Genomic DNA, 18,085 nt, shown 5'->3' on the forward strand with positions numbered 1-18,085 from the left:
TATAAGATCAGGATTTGTGATTTTAGATTAAAATCATTCTAAATAAGGGGCTGCATTTATGGATTCTACTGCTGCTTTAAAAAAAACAAAACAACAATTGCATGAATCTGGTTTCAAGCTGACGCCTCAACGAGAAGCTACCGTTTTGGTATTGCTCGAAAATGAAAAAGATCATTTATCAGCAGAGGAAATTTACTTTTTAGTAAAACAAAAAAGTCCAGAGATTGGTTTGGCAACTGTTTATCGAACATTAGAAATTTTAACTGACTTAAAAGTCGTGGACAAGGTAAGCTTTAATGACGGCTTAGCACGTTATGACTTACGCAAAGAGGGAGCAAAGCATTTCCACCATCATCTGTTATGTTTAGAATGTGGAAATATAGAAGAAGTCGAAGAGGATTTATTAGGTGAAGTGGAACAAGTGATTGAACAACGTTACCATTTTATGGTAAAAGACCATCGCTTAACCTTCCATGGTATTTGCCATGAGTGTCAACAAAAAAAGAAAAATCAACCGAGTGATGCTGTTACATCAGGACATTCAGTTGTTGATTAGACACTCTTTTTTGAAAAAGGTTGACAAGTCTTTAGGAATCTCATACAATGACTTCAATAAACAATAAAAGTCTTGATAAGAACTAGTAAGATAATACAGGTGTACAGAAAGTAGCCGGCTGTTGAGAGGCGCACAAACCCAAGGTATCTGAATTCCTCTTTGAACTTCACACCGAATTGAGTAGGCTGTGACGGTTACGCACATCCGTTATAGTGGCAGGGTATAAAGATGTACCTGACAAGTCAATGAGTGTAAGCTGATTGAAAACAAAGGTGGTAACGCGGATCATTTGGTCTCGTCCTTTTCAGAAATGAAGAGGACGAGGCTTTTTTTATCTTAGTTGGGATCATTTTTTATTGTTGATTATAAAAATGAAGGGAAGTAATCATATGAGCTTTAAGGCATTAAGTGAACCAATCAATCTTAAACAAGTCAAATCATTATCTAAATTAACGCCCGAACAAGACAAGAAAAAGGCCGTTCGTGATCAGGAATTAAAAGATATAATCGAAGGCAAAAGTGAAAAGATTCTTTTAGTGATCGGTCCTTGCTCAGCGCATAATGAAGATGCTGTAATGGAATATGTCACTCGCTTAGCCAAACTGCAAGAAATAGTCGAAGATAAAATTTTTATGGTCCCTCGAGTTTATACGAATAAGCCTAGAACAAATGGCGACGGCTATAAAGGCTTATTGCATCAGCAAAACCCAGAAGGAGAAAGCAATTTAATCAAAGGAATTGCTGCTGTACGCAGTTTGCATAATCGAGTTATCAGCGAAACTGGTTTGACAACTGCGGATGAAATGCTCTATCCCGAAAATTTAGAATTTGTTCAAGACCTTGTCAGTTATATCGCTGTTGGCGCTCGTTCCGTGGAAGATCAGCAACATCGTTTTGTTGCTAGTGGAATCGACCAACCAACGGGAATGAAGAATCCAACTAGTGGTAATTTAAACGTATTGTTTCACTCATTATATGCCGCACAGCAAAAACAAGAATTTATTTTCAATGGACTTGAAGTAGAATCTAGTTCTAATCCATTAGCCCATGTTGTGTTAAGAGGTGGTTTGAATGAATATAATGAGAATATCCCAAATTATCACTATGAAGAGTTGCTAAAAGTTGTTGAACTTTATAAAGCTGGTAACTATAAAAATCCGTTTATTGTCATTGATACGAATCACGATAATTCAGGGAAACAATATAAAGAACAAATTAGGATCGTCAAAGAAACGTTGTTTAATCGCTCTTGGAATGACGACATGAAGCGCTGGGTACGAGGTTTTATGATTGAAAGTTTCCTTGAAAGTGGTCGTCAAGATGCAGATGGGAAAGTCTTTGGCCAATCGATTACGGATCCATGTTTAGGATGGGATGAGACAGAGGCATTAGTGAAATATATTGCTGAACATGCTTGATTTGATTACTAAATTGAAAATACTCGTATGCATTAAGGCTGAGACACAACTCTACGAGTCACATCTCAGTCTCAATACATACGAGTCAACGGTGAGCTAGAAGCTTATTTATCGGAGTAAAACTCTTCTAGCCCACACATTTTTTCATACTATTATTGATTATTTTTACAAATTAGCAAACTTTTCTAATAAACGAATCATTTGGCAAGTAAAGCCATATTCATTATCATACCAAGCGACAGTTTTGACTAATTGGAAATCACCAGAGGTTGTTACTTCTGTTTGGGTGGGGTCGAAAATAGACCCTTCTGTTGTTCCAATGACATCACCAGATACGATTTCACGATCATCATAGCCGAAAGAAGGATTGTCAACGGTGTGTTTTTTCATTGCTTCATTCACTTGATCAGCAGTTACTTTTGTTTTTAAAATAGAAACTAATTCTGTTAAGGAGCCATCAACAACGGGGACACGTTGCGCATGCCCTTGTAGTTTTCCGTTTAATTCTGGAATAACTAATCCTATTGCTTTGGCAGCACCAGTCGAATGAGGTATCGTATTATCAGCGGCAGAACGAGCAGCTCGCAAATTACCACCTTTTACCGGACCATCAAGTAACATTTGAGTAGAGGTATACGCATGAACCGTTGTCATTGTACCAACTTCAATACCAAACTCATTATTTAAGAAAAAGGCCATAGGAGCTAAACAGTTTGTTGTACATGAGCCAGCAGAGATTATTTTGTCTTCTGGTGTCAAGGTGTCATCATTAACATTGTAAACAATTGTCTTCATGTCTCCAGCAGGTGCTGAAATGACGACTCGTTTTGCGCCTGCGTCTAAATGGGCTTGTGCTTTTGCTTCAGAAGCGTAAAAACCAGTACATTCTAAAACAATGTCCACATCGTTTTCTTCCACCCATTTCAATTTGCTGGCGTCAGCTTCTGCGTAAACTTTTGTTTTCTCCCCATCTACTACGATGGAATCATCTGTTGCTGTTACGTTTCTAGGATAAGTGCCATGAGTTGAATCAAATTGTAGTAATTGAGCTAACATTGTCGGACTTGTCAAATCATTGATTGCAACAACTTCAATATCATCGGAAACTTCTTTGATGCGACGGAATGCAAGACGGCCAATGCGTCCAAATCCATTAATTCCTACTTTTACTGTCATACTAAATTTCCTCCTTAAAATTAAATGCTTAATGAGCTATTAGAGCCACAACTAAATTATATCCATGAGACACAATTTTAGCTTTAGACAACGTTACATTAAATAACATTATTTAATCATGTATTTAAAAAAACGCCGACTTACGCTATACTAGTAGCATGAACGCATTTCAAATTTTTGTCAAAAATCTTGTCTTTCAACGAGAGATTTTTACTGTATTCGTTTAACTTGATTAGAGTTGTTTCTATTAGGAGTGCAAGAACTGTAGCTATTGCTGTCTCTACAGTAGCTTACTATTCTAGTTCACAAAAGCCAATTTGGCTAGACAAAATCAGGTTTAACCTTTACAATAAGAAAGGCTTTCAAACTGAGAATGTTATTGAAAAGCGAAATCATGCAAACAACTATAGTTGTTAAAAATGTAAAACCTGAAGAAATGGTGAGATTGATTTCTTTTATTTTTAATAAGAGATGCAATATTCCAAGTTCTTTAAGATAGGAGGACAAAATATGTCCATGTTTTTAGATCAGGTAACAATCGATGTCAAAGCCGGTAAGGGCGGAGATGGAATGGTTGCCTTTCGTAGAGAAAAGTATGTACCGGATGGCGGACCAGCCGGAGGTGATGGTGGTCAAGGAGGAGACGTGATTCTTGTTGTAGAAGAAGGATTACGTACACTGATGGATTTCCGTTTTAATCGACATTTTAAGGCACAGCCCGGTGAAAATGGTATGAGTAAAGGAATGCACGGCCGTGGTTCTGAAAATACCTTTGTAAAAGTTCCACCAGGTACAACAGTTCGTGATGCTGAGACAGGCACATTGATCGGTGATTTAATTGAAAATGGTCAAACTCTAACCGTAGCCAAAGGTGGACGCGGCGGGCGCGGTAATATCCGTTTTGCTTCTGCTAAAAATCCAGCCCCTGAAATTGCTGAAAATGGCGAACCCGGTCAAGAAAGAAAAATCGAATTAGAATTAAAAGTGTTAGCTGATGTGGGATTAGTTGGTTTTCCATCAGTTGGAAAATCTACTTTGTTGTCTGTTATTTCATCAGCACGTCCTAAAATTGGGGCCTATCACTTTACAACCTTAGTTCCGAATCTTGGAATGGTATCAACAAGTGACGGACGTAGTTTTGCTGCAGCTGATTTACCAGGTTTGATCGAAGGTGCCTCTCAAGGGGTTGGACTAGGTACACAGTTTTTACGCCACATTGAACGGACAAGAGTTATTTTACATGTCATTGATATGAGCGGAATGGAAGGGCGCGATCCTTATGAAGATTATCTAGCTATCAATAAAGAGTTAGCCTCTCATAACATGCGTTTAATGGAACGTCCGCAAATCATCGTGGCGAATAAAATGGATATGCCTGAAGCAGAAGAAAATTTAAAGAAATTCAAAGAGAAAATCGAAGAAGAGCGGACAGATGAATACGCGGATCACCTACCTATTTTCCCAATATCTGGTGTTTCACGTAAAGGGATCGAACCTTTGCTTAATGCAACAGCTGATTTGATCGATGTAACGCCTGAATTCCCGTTATATGAGGAAGAAATTGTTGAAGATACGGTTCATTATGGTTTCCAACCTGAAGGACCAGAATTTACAATCGATCGTGATTCTGATGCAACGTGGATTTTATCTGGAGATTCATTGGAAAAATTATTCCAAATGACGAATTTTGAACACGATGAAAGTGTGATGCGATTTGCACGTCAATTACGTGGTATGGGGATTGATGAAGCATTACGCGCTCGTGGTGCAAAAGATGGAGATATTGTCCGAATCGGTGAATACGAGTTTGAGTTTGTCGAATAGAGGAATAATACGTATAAGAAGAGAGCTAGTGATTTCATTGGCTCTTTTTTTTGTACGTTTAGTGATTTTTATCACAAACGGGTGTGTTTTGATTAAAGATATAAACAGATGGTTATTAAAAAGGGCCTGCTACTGATCTACCTCTAGATGTAAATGATTTTCTACTGGACTCTCCAGTACAATCGAACTTTTGACATTGGCGAATTGCATCCAATTTGCTAGTAAATCTTTCATTTCAGTAGTGTTAGTGACAGTTGCTTTCACTAAATAATTTACCTCTCCACTGACTATATGAACTTCATTTACATAAGGATTATGTTTCAGGAGTGCTACTGTTTTTTCAACAGGAGTCGTTACTTGGCTCAACTCCGTAAAAAAAGTAATACTTTGTTTGATATGTTGCATTGAAACTTGGATCGTAAAGTTTGTGATAATACCTTGCTCAACTAACTTATTGATCCGTTCTTTCACACTAGGACGACTTAAATTGACTTTTTGAGACAACTCAACGATTGAAATACGTGAATTTTCGTGCAGAATCTGTAAAAGCTTACGGTCAGTTGTATCCATTGTTTTACCTCCTACATAATGTTTTTTTATAAACAATTTGTCCATTTTATTATAGAGCAAAAAAATGGAGTTTTCCAGATAATTTTAGTGAAGTATCATTGCGAAGAACTGTATTTCAAAGGGTGAGTTTTCATATTGTAAAAAATTGTGCCTTACTTTTTCAAAAACGAAAGGAAAACGCTTACATTAAGTTCATATTTTTATATACAGGAAACCAAAAAATTCGTTATGATTAACCTATCTTAAGATGACGTTAATGTTTACTAGTAAATACAGTGTTTCTTCAATCTAAAAAGACAGACCAAAGAGGAGCGTTCTTTATGGTGAGAAACAGATGGTTAAAATTTTTGTTGCTATATGCAGGTGGTGTGGTTGTTTCTTTAAGTCAATTGAAACTAGTTCCGATTCAAAATGAATTAGGCCAAGATTTAGGTGTGAGTCTATCAATGGTTTCGTGGTTGATGTCAATATTTACAGTTTCTGGGATTTTTCTAGCGATACCAGGTGGCGCTTTCGTCACACGTTTCGGTCCTAAAAAATTATTGATTGGATTAATGGGGTGTTTGGCTATTGGAAATTTATGGGGAGCCTTTTCTACTAGTTTTTGGACCTTATTGATTTCAAGAGCAATTGAAGGAATTTCATTTTCTATGATTATTATGGTGGGAATCATTTTGATTCATTTTTGGTTTAAAGAAGGAGATAGCGGCATTGCAACAGGACTTTGGGGAACCTTTTCAGCATTAGGATCAATGTTGGCAATGAACTTGTTTAAACCCTTATCACAGTCTTATGGCTTGCGTGCACTTTGGCTGATTATAGCAGGTTTATCCTTGATTTTGCTGTGTTTGTACCTGTTTTTCTTAGATCAACCAGCCAATCGATCTATCACTGAGCAAAAAGAAGTGAAAGGAACAATCAAAAAAGTTATAGAGAACAAGTCGATTTGGCTTTTAGCATTGGCTCAAGGTTGCATGGCATTCATATTATTTGCTTTTATCAACCTTTATCCACAAATTTATACGCAACAATACGGATTATCGGAAACTTTAGCGAATCGTTACACAGGATATTTTGGTTTATTCGGCATTCCATTTGGTGCTTTAGCAGGTTATTTGATCGATAAGACAAAAAAGGGACAAATCATCATTTTCTGTTCATTTATACTGATGTTAGTTGCCACTTTTTGGATGGGTCACTTGTCAAATAGTTTTAGCTTCATTGGGCAACTCTTCGCACTTTCAGCTGGCGCGAGTTTATCGTCTTCATGTGTGATGATTTTAGCACCTAAAGTAGTAAAACAAGATCGGTTGATTGGGACAAGCATTTCCTTTATAAATTTATTTTATTACATTGGAATCTTTGTAGGAACACCAATTGTATCAGAGGTAAGCGAATCTAGTGATTCGTGGACAACAGCTATTTATGTATTAAGTGGTGTAGGAGTTGTGGCTTTGTTAGCTATTTTTGGTTTCGTTAAACGAAATAAAAACATTAGCAAGATGTAATTCGTTTGTTCAACAGGAAGTAGTTCATTTTTTTGGACATGCTTCTTTTAAATAAAACATTTGGAAGGTGACGAATAATGGAAAGAGAATTTCAGACAGATCTAGCGTTTGCAAAAGAATTAGATGAGAAAGATCCCCTCAAAAATATCAGAGATCGATTTTATGTTCAGCCTGGAGAAATATACATGGATGGTAATTCATTAGGTTTGGCTTCAAAAGATGCCGAAAAAGCATTGTTAAATATGATGGATATTTGGAAAAAAGAAGGAATCAAACTCTGGGATGGTTTATTTCATTACGCAGGGAAGTTGGGCGAAATGTCAGCACCACTGATCAATGCTCATCCAGACGAAGTTGTCATTACAGGAAGTACCACAATCAATATTCATCAATGCATTAGCACGTTATATAAACCCACTAAAGAACGCTATAAAATCTTAGTTGATGATTTGAATTTTCCGACTGATCGCTATGCTATTGATAGTCAGGTTCGTCTAAAAGGATATGAACCAAAAAACGCTGTAAAAGTTGTAAAAAGTCAGGATGGACGCCTAATTGATGAGTCGGCTATTATTGAAGCAATGACAGACGATGTCGCAATCATTCTTTTGCCGACCGTATTATATCGTAGCTCACAAGTGCTAGATATGAAACGAGTGACAGAAGCAGCACATCAAAAAGGGATTCTCATTGGTTGGGATTTATGTCATGCTATTGGCGCAATACCAATGGATTTTAAAGATGTTGAGCCAGATTTCGCCATTTGGTGTACGTATAAATATTTGTCCGCTGGTCCAGGATCGATTGCCGGACTTTACATGAATCGAAAACACTTTAAAGAAACACCAGGATTAGCTGGTTGGTGGGGGAATAAAGATGATACGCAATTTGAATTAAAACATGAATTTGAGCATCAAAGAGATGCAAGCGGATGGCAAATTGGTTCTCCAAGTTTCTTGGCAATGGCGCCGTTAGAAGGGACATTAACAATTTTTAATGAAGTAGGAATGGATCAGATTCGGACAAAATCACTATTGATTACCGCCTATCTAATGTATTTAATCGATGAAAAACTTGCAAAATATGGGTATGCAGTTGGTAATCCTCGTGAAGATAGCAAGCGAGGCGGGCACATTTGTTTAGAACATGACGAAGCTTACAGAATATGTAAAGCATTGAAAGAAGCCAATATCATACCTGATTTCAGAGAACCTAATGTGATTCGATTAGCTCCAATCGCTCTTTATAACACCTATGAAGAAGTCTACACATTAGTTGAAACATTAGAAGATATTGCAGTCAATAAAAAGTATAAAAAATTCAGTAATGAACGGACATTAGTTGTATAAAAAAACAGTGAGGTGAAAAGCATGCGTATCGGTATTCCAAAAGAAATCAAAAACAATGAAAACAGAGTGGCTATTACACCAGCCGGCGTAGTTAGTTTGATCAATAATGGACATCAAGTAATTGTTGAAAGTATGGCTGGTCTTGGTTCAGGATTTACAAATCAGGAATATGAAGAAGTAGGCGCTACAATAGAGGACAACGTTGCGAACGTTTGGCAGTCTGAAATGGTTATTAAAGTCAAAGAACCTTTAAAAGAAGAATACCAGTATTTTCATGATGAGTTAATTTTATTTACCTATCTTCATTTAGCCCCCGAACCTGAACTGACTGATTCTTTGATTGAAAACAATGTCACAGCTGTGGCTTATGAAACGATGAGCTTGAATCGTACACTACCGTTATTGACACCAATGAGTGAAGTTGCTGGTAGGATGTCTGTACAAGTTGGTGCTCAATTTTTAGAAAAACCTAAAGGCGGAGAAGGAATCCTATTATTTGGTGTTCCAGGAGTCGAAAGAGGAAAAGTTGTGATTATCGGTGGTGGAGTAGCTGGTACAAATGCGGCAAAAATTGCTATCGGGTTAGGGGCAAAAGTAACGATTTTAGATGTTAATCCTCATCGATTAGCTGAACTGGATGATCTTTTTGGCAATAATGTTCAAACCTTGATTTCTAACGCTTACCACATTGAGAATAAAGTGAAAGAAGCAGATGTAGTAATCGGAGCAGTTTTGATTCCAGGTGCCAAAGCGCCAAAACTTGTGACTGAAGCGATGGTTAAACAAATGAAGCAAGGGGCAGTTATCGTCGATATTGCCATTGATCAAGGCGGAATTTTTGAAACGACGGATCAAATCACTACACACGATAATCCAACGTATATTAAACATGGAGTTGTTCATTATGCTGTAGCAAATATGCCAGGTGCTGTTCCAAGAACATCTACCTTCGCGTTGACAAATGCAACGATTCCTTATGCTGTTACGATCGCCAATAAAGGAATTGTACAGGCCGCAAAAGAGAACGAAACTATTTTAACAGGAATCAATACGTATAAAAAACATTTAACAATGGAAGCAGTGGCCAAAGATCAAAATAAAAACTATACATCTGTTAACGAATTACTAAAATAAAATACAGCGTTTAAATCATCTTATCTCTGAAGAATGAACATATTCAGAGATAAGATGATTTTTTCTTTTTATCTTTAAGGTTCATTTATGTTTCCTTTTATAAAATAAATTCAGTTAAAGGAGGCAATAAAATGGTTAAACTTAAAAATAGTTTTCAAAGAAAAGAAAAAAAATATGCATTAACCCATACAATGTATTCCCAATTAAGAGAAAAATTAACTCCCTATATGCAAGAAGACGAGTATGGGTTACATACAATCCTTTCAATTTATTTCGACACTCAAGATTATGAGATGATCAGGCATTCGATAGAAAAGCCTGTATACAAAGAAAAGTTCAGAATTAGAAGTTATGGTATCCCTACTGAACAGTCAATGGTTTTTTTGGAAATAAAAAAGAAAGTCAGTGGTGTCGTTTATAAAAGAAGGGTTGCTCTATCTTACCAAATAGCGAAAGAATATAGTCAAAAACCACATTCATTCAAGCTAAAAACAACAAAAGATCAGCAAATCAAACAGGAAATTGACTGGTTAGTTGCTCGCAGAAAATTAGAACCTAAAGTGATGATTGCATATGATCGACGAGCACTGTTTACTGCAGAAAATGACGATTTTCGACTTACCTTTGACTTTAATATTCGTTATCGAAAAGAAGAATTAACGCATACTTTAAATGATCAAGGTGAACGAGTAGCACCAGAAATCGATGTCTTAATGGAAGTCAAAGCATTGGGGGCATATCCACTTTGGTTTTCAGAAATCTTAGCAGCGCTTGATATTTATCCACTATCGTTTTCAAAATACGCTCAAACATATCAACGTTACTTATATTGCAAAGGAGATTTTCAGCATGTTGTCTAGTTTATTAGTAGAAAGTTCAGTGGATGTATCAATCAAACAACTATTAATTTGTATTGTAGTTTCAGTTTTATTAGGTCTTTTAGTGGCTTACGTTCATATGTACAGAAATATTTATAGTAAAAACTTTGTCATTACGTTAGCCGTCTTACCTGTTTTAGTCCAATTGGTTATTATGTTAGTCAATGGTAATTTAGGCACGGGGGTCGCTGTGCTAGGTGCATTTAGTTTGATCAGATTTCGTTCAGTGGCAGGTGGTGCTAGAGAAATTACGAGTATTTTTTGGTCGATGGGTATCGGTCTTGCTACTGGAATGGGCTACGTCAGTTACATTACGATATTTTCTTTGATTATTGCATTATTTTTACTTGTTTTGAATACACTTCATTTTGGTGAAAAGCAAAAATTGGCAGAAAGGGAAGTGAAAATCACGATTCCTGAAGATTTAGATTACCCAGGATTGTTTGATGATTTGTTTCAGCATTACACATACTCTGCCTATTTAGATTCAGTGAAGACCACAAATATGGGAAGTTTGTATGAACTACGTTATCGAATCACGTTAAAAGATAGTCGAATGGAAAAAGAATTAATGGATGCTATGCGTATAAGAAATGGAAATTTAACGATTGTTTCAGGAAAAGTTTCGACAAATAGAGAAGAATTGTAGGTGAATATCATGAAAAAAACCAAATTAGGTATCACAACTTTAACGATGTTACTCATTCTATTTACTGGATGTACCAAAACAACAAGTACAACTACTGCGACCTCAAAAAGTAATGAGAACGTTGTTGCGGTTCAGGAATCAAAAAAATCCTCTAATAATCAATATGGTAAATATGATGAAGAGGATTATGATGAAGGGTATGATAAAAAAACAGCCACAAAAATTGAATTAAAAGACTCAGGAAGTATTATAGATGGATCAGGTGTTTCTGAAAAAGATAATACGATCTCAATTACTGCAGGTGGTACGTATATTTTATCAGGAAATTATAAAGGTCAGCTAAAAGTTAGTGCAAATGAGGAAACAGTACATTTAGTCATGAACAATGTTTCAATTAGCAATGAATCATCTTCTGCAATCTATGTTGAGCAAGCAAAAAAAGTTATTACTACTTTAGTAGAAGGTTCAAAAAATAGCCTTTCAGATGGTTCTGATTATACATTTGCATCAGCGGATGAAACCGAACCAGATGCTACTTTTTTTAGTAAAGATGATCTAACAATCAATGGTTCTGGTACTTTAGATGTTACAGGGAATTATAGTAATGGCATTCGTAGTAAAGATGATTTGGTTATTACTAATGGTGTTCTCAACATTACAGCCAAAAACAATGCTATCAAAGGCAAAGACTCTGTATCTATTGCAAATGGAACATTCTCTTTAAAAACAACTGAAGGGGATGGAATTCAAGCGAATAACAGTACTGATACAGATAAGGGGTGGGTTGCATTAGATGGCGGCACGTATACGATTCAGTCTGGGAATGATGGCATTCAAGCGGAAACCAATCTGTCTATTGCGAAATCTGATCTCAAGATACAAACAGCTAGCGGGTATAACGATCAATCGATTGACACAACAGCAAGCTACAAAGGGCTGAAGGCAGCAGGAAATATCATTATTGATGATGGAACTTTTGACATAAATACAGCTGACGATGCAATCCATTCAAATGCAACAGTCACAATCAATAATGGGACCTTTTCATTAACTAGCGGTGATGATGGTATTCACGCTGATACTGATTTGCTTATCAACAATGGGAAAATAACGGTCAGTCAATCATATGAAGGCTTAGAAGGAGCAACGGTAACGATTAATGATGGTGATATTTCTGTTAAAGCATCCGATGATGGCATCAATGCTGCCGGTGGTAGCTCTGGAGAAGATGGACAAGAAGGACAATTCGGTGCAGATTCATTTGGTGAACCTGGTAGTGGTGGTGATAGCACAAAATTCATAGAAATCAATGGTGGAGCGACCTATGTGAATTCTGATGGCGACGGTATCGACAGTAATGGAGATGTTCGAATGACTGCAGGTACGCTAATCGTAAATGGTCCAACTGACAGTGGGAATGGAGCACTTGATTATGACGGAACTTTTACAATTGATGGTGGAATTTTTGCTGCAAGTGGGAGTTCGGGTATGGCAATGAGTGCTAGTGATACCTCTTCCCAAGCCGCACTAAGTCTTTTCTTCGATGATACCCAAAAAGCAGGAAGCCTAGTCAACCTTAAAAATGAAGCAGGTGAAACGGTCATTTCATTTGCGCCAGAAAAAGACTTTTCTCACATTGCAATTAGTTCACCAGATTTAAAGGTTGGAGAAACAGTCACGTTATCTACTGGCGGTAAAGATTCTGGAACAGCAAAAAATGGATTATACAGCGGAGGTGACTATACAAATGGAACAGAATTAGCAAACATTTCGCTTAATGGCGTATTAACGTCCGTTGATCAATCTGGTTCTGAAGTGACTGGTAATCAAATGGGTGGAGGACCAGGTGGCCAACCGCCAAGATAATTGATTTTCATTGCTTTAAGGGCTGGTTTATTGATAGAATATAGCTATCAAATAGAACGAGGTGTTCATATATGTCCAAACGAGTTATTATTATGCATTTTGAAGTAGAAAGCCAAGCATATCAGGCATTCTCAGAAATAAAGAAACTATATGCTAACAAAAAGATCAAGGGGGAACAAATGGCTGTTGTAACGCATGTAAACGACGGCGTGCATCAGTTTAAAATCGATGATTTCCTAGATTTTACTGGTAATAACCATACATCAACGAATAGTATGATTGGTATGCTGATTGGTATCTTAGGCGGCCCGTTAGGTATTCTACTAGGTTGGTTTGCAGGAAGTTTATTAGGCGCTTCGCAAGATGCGAAAGAAATTCAAGGTGCTCAAACCGTTTTTGAACATGTAACAAAGCAAATAGGTGAAGGGGAAACTGGTTTGATTTTGATTGCAGAAGAAGATGATAATCGACCTTTGAACCAACTGATCATGAACGAATTAGGTGGCGAAATCACGCGTTTAGATTTTGAAGATGTAGAAAAAGAAATCACACATGCGAAAGATGTAGAAAAAGAAACAACTGATTCAGCTAAAAAATCTTGGCAAGATAAAAAACAAGATTCAACTGAAAAAAACGACCATTAATCACTCATCAATGGTAAAATGAATAAATACACTAGAAGACGTGACAGAGAATTTTTCTACTCGTCTTCTTTTTTTGATTATAAGGATGTGAAAACAAGTGTTAAAAATACTCTTAGTAGAAGATGATGAAATCTTATCAGATAGTATTTTAGAGATTTTATCTGAAATCGGCGAAATCGTTCAAGTTTATGACGGAGAAGAGGCTTTATACGAAGGAGAACGAGGAATTTATGACTTAATCGTATTAGATTTAATGTTGCCATCACTATCTGGCGAACAGGTTTTAACGGGTTTAAGAAAGAAAAATATCTATACACCAGTTTTGATTTTAACAGCCAAAGATGGGCTACAAGATAAAGTAAACGGCTTTAAAAATGGTGGGGACGATTATTTGACTAAACCATTCCACCGAGAAGAATTGTTACTACGTGTTCAAGCATTAGCGCGTCGTTCATTAGGAATGAATGGAAAAAACGAGTTAATCGTTCACGATCTATGTTTAGATCTTGACAATCGACAACCAAGTTTTAAAGGGAATGACTTCACGCTCCAAGGAAAAGAATTCGATTTATTACATTATCTAATGCAAAATCAAGGGCGCATCATTACCAAAGATCAATTGTTTGATCGAATTTGGGGATTTCAATCCGATACAACATTGACGGTCGTTGAGGTTTATATGAGTAATCTTAGAAAGAATTTAAAACCTTTTGGGCTTGATCGATGGATCAAAACGTTGCGTAATGTTGGTTATCTTTTTGAAGTACCAGAAGGGATAGAACATGAATAAACAACTAAGCAAAAAACAGAGATTCAATTATTTTTTGATCAACTTAATTTCATTTGCAAGTATCTTTCTGATTTTAGGTTTGATTGTATTTCAGCTACTACAGACATCTATATACCAAACAGTAGATCATGACTTACAACGTTTAGCAACTGATCAAAAATTTCTACAACATCAAATGCTTCAGACTGAACAGCGGCAAGAAAACGTTTCTCAGTTAGGAAAATTCGATACACCGCCGCCCAATAATTTCCAGCAACAAGTGATTCTTTGGTCGAAAGATGGGAAGATACTGAATGAAGCAGAGTTAGGTTCTCGTTTTTATGATTTTCAAAATTTGACGTTATCAACGGATCAATTGAGTACAATAAGCAGTATACAAACAAAAGACAGTAACGATCGAACTTTGCAATTTCGCTCGATTACACTACCTGTTGAAAATCAGGATCAAGTCGCTTACATTCAGCTTTTAGTGAATATTGATCCAATCAAAGGAACTGTTGAACGGATTAAACAAATACTGATTATCTGTATGATTATTTTTGGCTTACTATCGATTGCATTGAGTTATTTTCTCTCTAAATGGTTCATGAAACCTATTATGATTTCCTGGAAAAAGCAACAGGAATTTGTTGAAAATGCATCTCACGAGCTAAGAACACCGCTAACAATCATTCAAGCAAAACTAGAAAAATTGTTTACCAAACCCAATCATACGATTTTAGAAGAATCTGAAACGATTGCTTTGTCTCTTGACGAAGTTCAACGTTTAAGTCAATTGACAAGCGATTTACTCTTATTAGCTCGCTCAGATTCCAATTCATTAACCTTAGAAAAAGAGCCTATAAAGAGTAACAACTTTTTGAATACGGTTCTACTGCCATACCAAGAATTAGCTTTGGCAGAAGAAAAAGAGTTTATTATCGATCTAGGCGAAGATCAGCAACTATGTTTCGATAAAAAAAGAATTCATCAATTACTGATTATTTTGTTAGATAACGCATTAAAATATACTGCAACTGGCGAGAAAATAACGGTCTTTTCAAGTGTTAAAAATAACGAATGGCTCATTAAAATCAGTGATACAGGTATAGGCATCGTTGAAGAAAATAAAGCCGCAGTATTTGAACGATTTTATCGAGTAGAAGGATCTCGAAACCGTAAAACAGGCGGTTATGGCATTGGGCTTGCTATTGCGAAATGGATCGTAGAAGAACATCAAGGGAAAATTGAACTCACAGATACTATGCCAAAAGGCACCACTGTTATTTTGCGTTTTCCTGTATAATAAATATTATTTGCTAAAGCAGCCACTTTCTTCTAAAATAAAGAAGAAGATTAAGGAAAGTTAGGTAGAAGATGGAATTACAATTTTTAGGTACAGGAGCTGGGGTTCCAGCAAAACATCGTAACGTAAGTAGTATCGCTTTAAAATTATTAGACGAAAGAAATGCAGTGTGGCTATTCGATTGTGGGGAGGGCACTCAACTGCAAATTTTGAAAAGTACTATTCGCCCAAGAAAAATCGAAAAGATTTTTATCACTCATTTACATGGAGATCACATTTTCGGCTTACCTGGGTTATTAAGTAGCCGTTCGTTTCAAGGTGGAAATGAAAAATTAGAAATTTATGGACCGGTAGGTATAGCGGAATTCATTCGGACAGCTCTGAAAGTTTCACAAACGCGTCTTTCGTATGAATTGAAGTTTATTGAAATCAAAGAAGGCGTCGTATTTTCTGATAAGCAGTTCACTGTCTCATGTAAACCATTAGATCATGGCATTGCAAGTTTTGGCTACCGTATCGTGGAAGCTGATCATGAAGGAGAGTTACAGGTCGATAAATTAGCCGCTTTGAATATTCCATCCGGGCCAATCTATGGGAAAATTAAACGAGGCGAATCTGTAGAATTACCAGATGGACAAGTGATCAACGGAAAAGACTTTGTTGGTGAAAAAAAATTAGGCAGAACTGTAACGATTCTTGGGGATACAAGAAAAACACCAAATAGTGTAGCACTGGCAGAAAATGCGACTGTTTTAGTGCATGAGAGTACCTTTAACAAAGATGAAGCAAAAATGGCTAAAGCATATTATCATTCTACAAGTCATCAGGCAGCACAAGTAGCGTTAGAAGCAAAAGTGGAAAAACTAATATTGACACATATTAGTGCTCGTTATTTAACTGGAGATATCATCCAATTAGAAAATGAAGCCAAAGAGATTTTTCCAAATACAAAAGTCGTGAAAGATATGGAAATTATAGAAATCCCGTTTAAAGCGGAGTAAGGAGGCGTTAGAATGTTTAACGAACAGGATTTAACAGATAAAGTCGTTGTTGTAACAGGTGGTTCTGCAGGTTTAGGGGAACAAATTTGTTATGAAGCAGCAAAAAAAGGCGCAATTATCGTTGTATGTGCTAGACGGATTAACTTAATAGGGAAAGTAAAGGAAACTTGTGAAGAACTGAGTGGAAAAACCGCATTTTCCTTCCAATTAGATATTTCAGACCCTGAGAATGTGGAGAATGTTTTTGAAAAAATCAAGGCAGAGGTAGGACCTATTGATGTTTTAGTCAACAATGCTGGCTTTGGTATTTTTGAAAACTTCGTAGATATTGATTTAGCTGTTGCTAGAAATATGTTTGAAGTAAATGTATTAGGTATGATGGTCTTTACTCAACAAGCTGCGATCCAGATGGCTGAAAGAGGGACTGGACATATCCTTAATATCGCTTCAATGGCTGGAAAAATGGCTACAGCAAAATCAACGGTTTATTCGGCAACCAAATTTGCAGTTTTAGGTTTTTCTAATGCTTTACGCCTAGAATTGAAACCACTTGGTGTTTCTGTAACAACAGTAAATCCAGGGCCTATTCAAACAGAGTTTTTTGATAAAGCTGATCCGTCAGGGGATTACTTAGCCTCCGTAGATATGTTCGTTCTTGAGCCTAACAAGTTAGCAAAAGAAATTGTAAATACTATGGGGACTTGGAAGCGAGAAATCAATCGTCCGCGGGTTATGGAAGGTGCCTATCGTTTATATACATTGTTCCCACACCTAGGAGATTTATTAGCTGGTGGTGTATTAAACAAAAAATAATGGTTAGATCTAGCTTCTAATGCTAGCTTTAGTTTCAATCAGATGAGGAGGAAATGTAATATGAAAAATCAGTGGCGTGTTGTTATTGGGTTGATTTTGGTGCTAATTGTGGTCATCTTTGCAGTGTTAAATAACCAAACAGTACCTGTCAGCTTCGGTTTTGCCAAAATTTCTGGTCCATTGATCCTTATTATTTTAGGATCTGCAATAGTCGGTGCATTGATTGGTTTGTTAACTTCAACAACGACCATGTGGAAACAGAAAAAACAAGTAAAAGAATTACAGAAAGACATCGATGTTTATAAAAATGATGCAGATAAAGTAGTGCAAGAAGAGGTTGATAAAGTAAAACGATCGTATGAAAATCAGATCGCTGAACTACAGGCGAAATACGATGCCACAGCAGCTCAAGCCCCAATTTCGCCTAGTGAGGATGCAGAATCTGTCGGTAGTCGTGTGGATCATTTTACTAAACCAAGAAGTAGCGAAGAAGAAATATAAAGCTTAAAAAGCAAAGATAATGCAGAAACAGTTTATCTTTGCTTTTTAATTTGCGGATTTTCAGGATACTTTCTTTAGTTTTCCCACTGTATTTGATATAATTACTTGGTTAGGAGTGACGTC

Annotated in this window: 17 protein-coding genes and 1 other annotated feature; of the genes, 15 read left to right on the forward strand and 2 right to left on the reverse strand. The window is 36.6% G+C overall.

The window, feature by feature from the left end:
• Window positions 1–58: 58 nt before the first annotated feature.
• Window positions 59–556, forward strand: coding sequence for a ferric iron uptake transcriptional regulator (gene fur / locus BCR22_RS01020; protein WP_069653140.1), 498 nt, complete (start codon window positions 59–61; stop codon window positions 554–556).
• A gap of 63 nt (window positions 557–619) precedes the next feature.
• Window positions 620–862, forward strand: a binding site (T-box leader).
• Window positions 863–945: 83 nt separating this feature from the next.
• Window positions 946–1,974, forward strand: a complete 1,029-nt coding sequence (locus BCR22_RS01025) for a 3-deoxy-7-phosphoheptulonate synthase (protein ID WP_069653141.1) — start codon at window positions 946–948, stop codon at window positions 1,972–1,974.
• A gap of 165 nt (window positions 1,975–2,139) precedes the next feature.
• Here the strand turns inward: BCR22_RS01025 and gap are convergent, their stop codons facing one another.
• A complete protein-coding gene (gene gap, locus BCR22_RS01030; protein ID WP_069653142.1) occupies window positions 2,140–3,150 on the reverse strand; it encodes a type I glyceraldehyde-3-phosphate dehydrogenase in 1,011 nt (336 codons plus the stop codon).
• Window positions 3,151–3,660: 510 nt separating this feature from the next.
• Here gap and obgE point away from each other — a divergent pair.
• A complete protein-coding gene (obgE, locus tag BCR22_RS01035; RefSeq protein ID WP_069653143.1) occupies window positions 3,661–4,974 on the forward strand; it encodes a GTPase ObgE in 1,314 nt (437 codons plus the stop codon).
• 129 nt (window positions 4,975–5,103) lie between these two features.
• On the opposite strand, the gene BCR22_RS01040 is transcribed toward obgE, so the two are convergent.
• Window positions 5,104–5,544, reverse strand: coding sequence for an Lrp/AsnC family transcriptional regulator (locus BCR22_RS01040; protein ID WP_069653144.1), 441 nt, complete (start codon window positions 5,542–5,544; stop codon window positions 5,104–5,106).
• 320 nt (window positions 5,545–5,864) lie between these two features.
• Between BCR22_RS01040 and BCR22_RS01045 the strand changes: the two genes are divergently transcribed.
• The 12 genes from BCR22_RS01045 to BCR22_RS01100 all read left to right on the forward strand — a co-directional run bounded on the left by BCR22_RS01045 (window position 5,865) and on the right by BCR22_RS01100 (window position 17,962).
• A complete protein-coding gene (locus BCR22_RS01045) occupies window positions 5,865–7,052 on the forward strand; it encodes an MFS transporter (protein WP_069653145.1) in 1,188 nt (395 codons plus the stop codon).
• 77 nt (window positions 7,053–7,129) lie between these two features.
• Window positions 7,130–8,401, forward strand: coding sequence for a kynureninase (kynU, locus tag BCR22_RS01050; protein ID WP_069653146.1), 1,272 nt, complete (start codon window positions 7,130–7,132; stop codon window positions 8,399–8,401).
• 21 nt (window positions 8,402–8,422) lie between these two features.
• On the forward strand, window positions 8,423–9,535 hold the full coding sequence (gene ald, locus BCR22_RS01055; protein WP_069653147.1) for an alanine dehydrogenase: 1,113 nt from the start codon (window positions 8,423–8,425) through the stop codon (window positions 9,533–9,535).
• A gap of 131 nt (window positions 9,536–9,666) precedes the next feature.
• Window positions 9,667–10,395 (forward strand): polyphosphate polymerase domain-containing protein, encoded by a 729-nt coding sequence (locus BCR22_RS01060; protein ID WP_069653148.1) that lies wholly within the window; start codon window positions 9,667–9,669, stop codon window positions 10,393–10,395.
• Window positions 10,385–11,062, forward strand: a complete 678-nt coding sequence (locus BCR22_RS01065) for a DUF4956 domain-containing protein (RefSeq protein WP_069653149.1) — start codon at window positions 10,385–10,387, stop codon at window positions 11,060–11,062. Before BCR22_RS01060 ends, BCR22_RS01065 begins: the two co-directional genes overlap by 11 nt.
• A gap of 9 nt (window positions 11,063–11,071) precedes the next feature.
• A complete protein-coding gene (locus BCR22_RS01070; RefSeq protein ID WP_069653207.1) occupies window positions 11,072–12,928 on the forward strand; it encodes a carbohydrate-binding domain-containing protein in 1,857 nt (618 codons plus the stop codon).
• Window positions 12,929–12,999: 71 nt separating this feature from the next.
• The gene (locus BCR22_RS01075) at window positions 13,000–13,572 is read left to right on the forward strand and encodes a DUF1269 domain-containing protein (protein ID WP_069653150.1); all 573 of its coding nucleotides are present in this window, start codon (window positions 13,000–13,002) and stop codon (window positions 13,570–13,572) included.
• A 97-nt stretch (window positions 13,573–13,669) separates the two neighbouring features.
• Window positions 13,670–14,362 (forward strand): response regulator transcription factor, encoded by a 693-nt coding sequence (locus BCR22_RS01080; protein WP_069653151.1) that lies wholly within the window; start codon window positions 13,670–13,672, stop codon window positions 14,360–14,362.
• Window positions 14,355–15,647 (forward strand): sensor histidine kinase, encoded by a 1,293-nt coding sequence (locus tag BCR22_RS01085; protein WP_069653152.1) that lies wholly within the window; start codon window positions 14,355–14,357, stop codon window positions 15,645–15,647. The genes BCR22_RS01080 and BCR22_RS01085 overlap by 8 nt, the downstream gene beginning before the upstream one ends.
• Window positions 15,648–15,718: 71 nt before the next feature.
• On the forward strand, window positions 15,719–16,648 hold the full coding sequence (gene rnz, locus BCR22_RS01090; RefSeq protein ID WP_069653153.1) for a ribonuclease Z: 930 nt from the start codon (window positions 15,719–15,721) through the stop codon (window positions 16,646–16,648).
• A 12-nt stretch (window positions 16,649–16,660) separates the two neighbouring features.
• Window positions 16,661–17,461 carry an SDR family NAD(P)-dependent oxidoreductase gene (locus tag BCR22_RS01095; RefSeq protein ID WP_069653154.1) on the forward strand — a complete coding sequence of 267 codons (801 nt, stop codon included), beginning with the start codon at window positions 16,661–16,663 and terminating at the stop codon, window positions 17,459–17,461.
• A gap of 60 nt (window positions 17,462–17,521) precedes the next feature.
• Complete coding sequence (locus BCR22_RS01100) at window positions 17,522–17,962, forward strand: LapA family protein (RefSeq protein ID WP_069653155.1); 441 nt, start codon at window positions 17,522–17,524, stop codon at window positions 17,960–17,962.
• Window positions 17,963–18,085 lie beyond the last annotated feature (123 nt).

Origin of the sequence: Enterococcus plantarum, from assembly GCF_001730295.1 — a bacterium.
Lineage (GTDB): Bacteria > Bacillota > Bacilli > Lactobacillales > Enterococcaceae > Enterococcus_L > Enterococcus_L plantarum.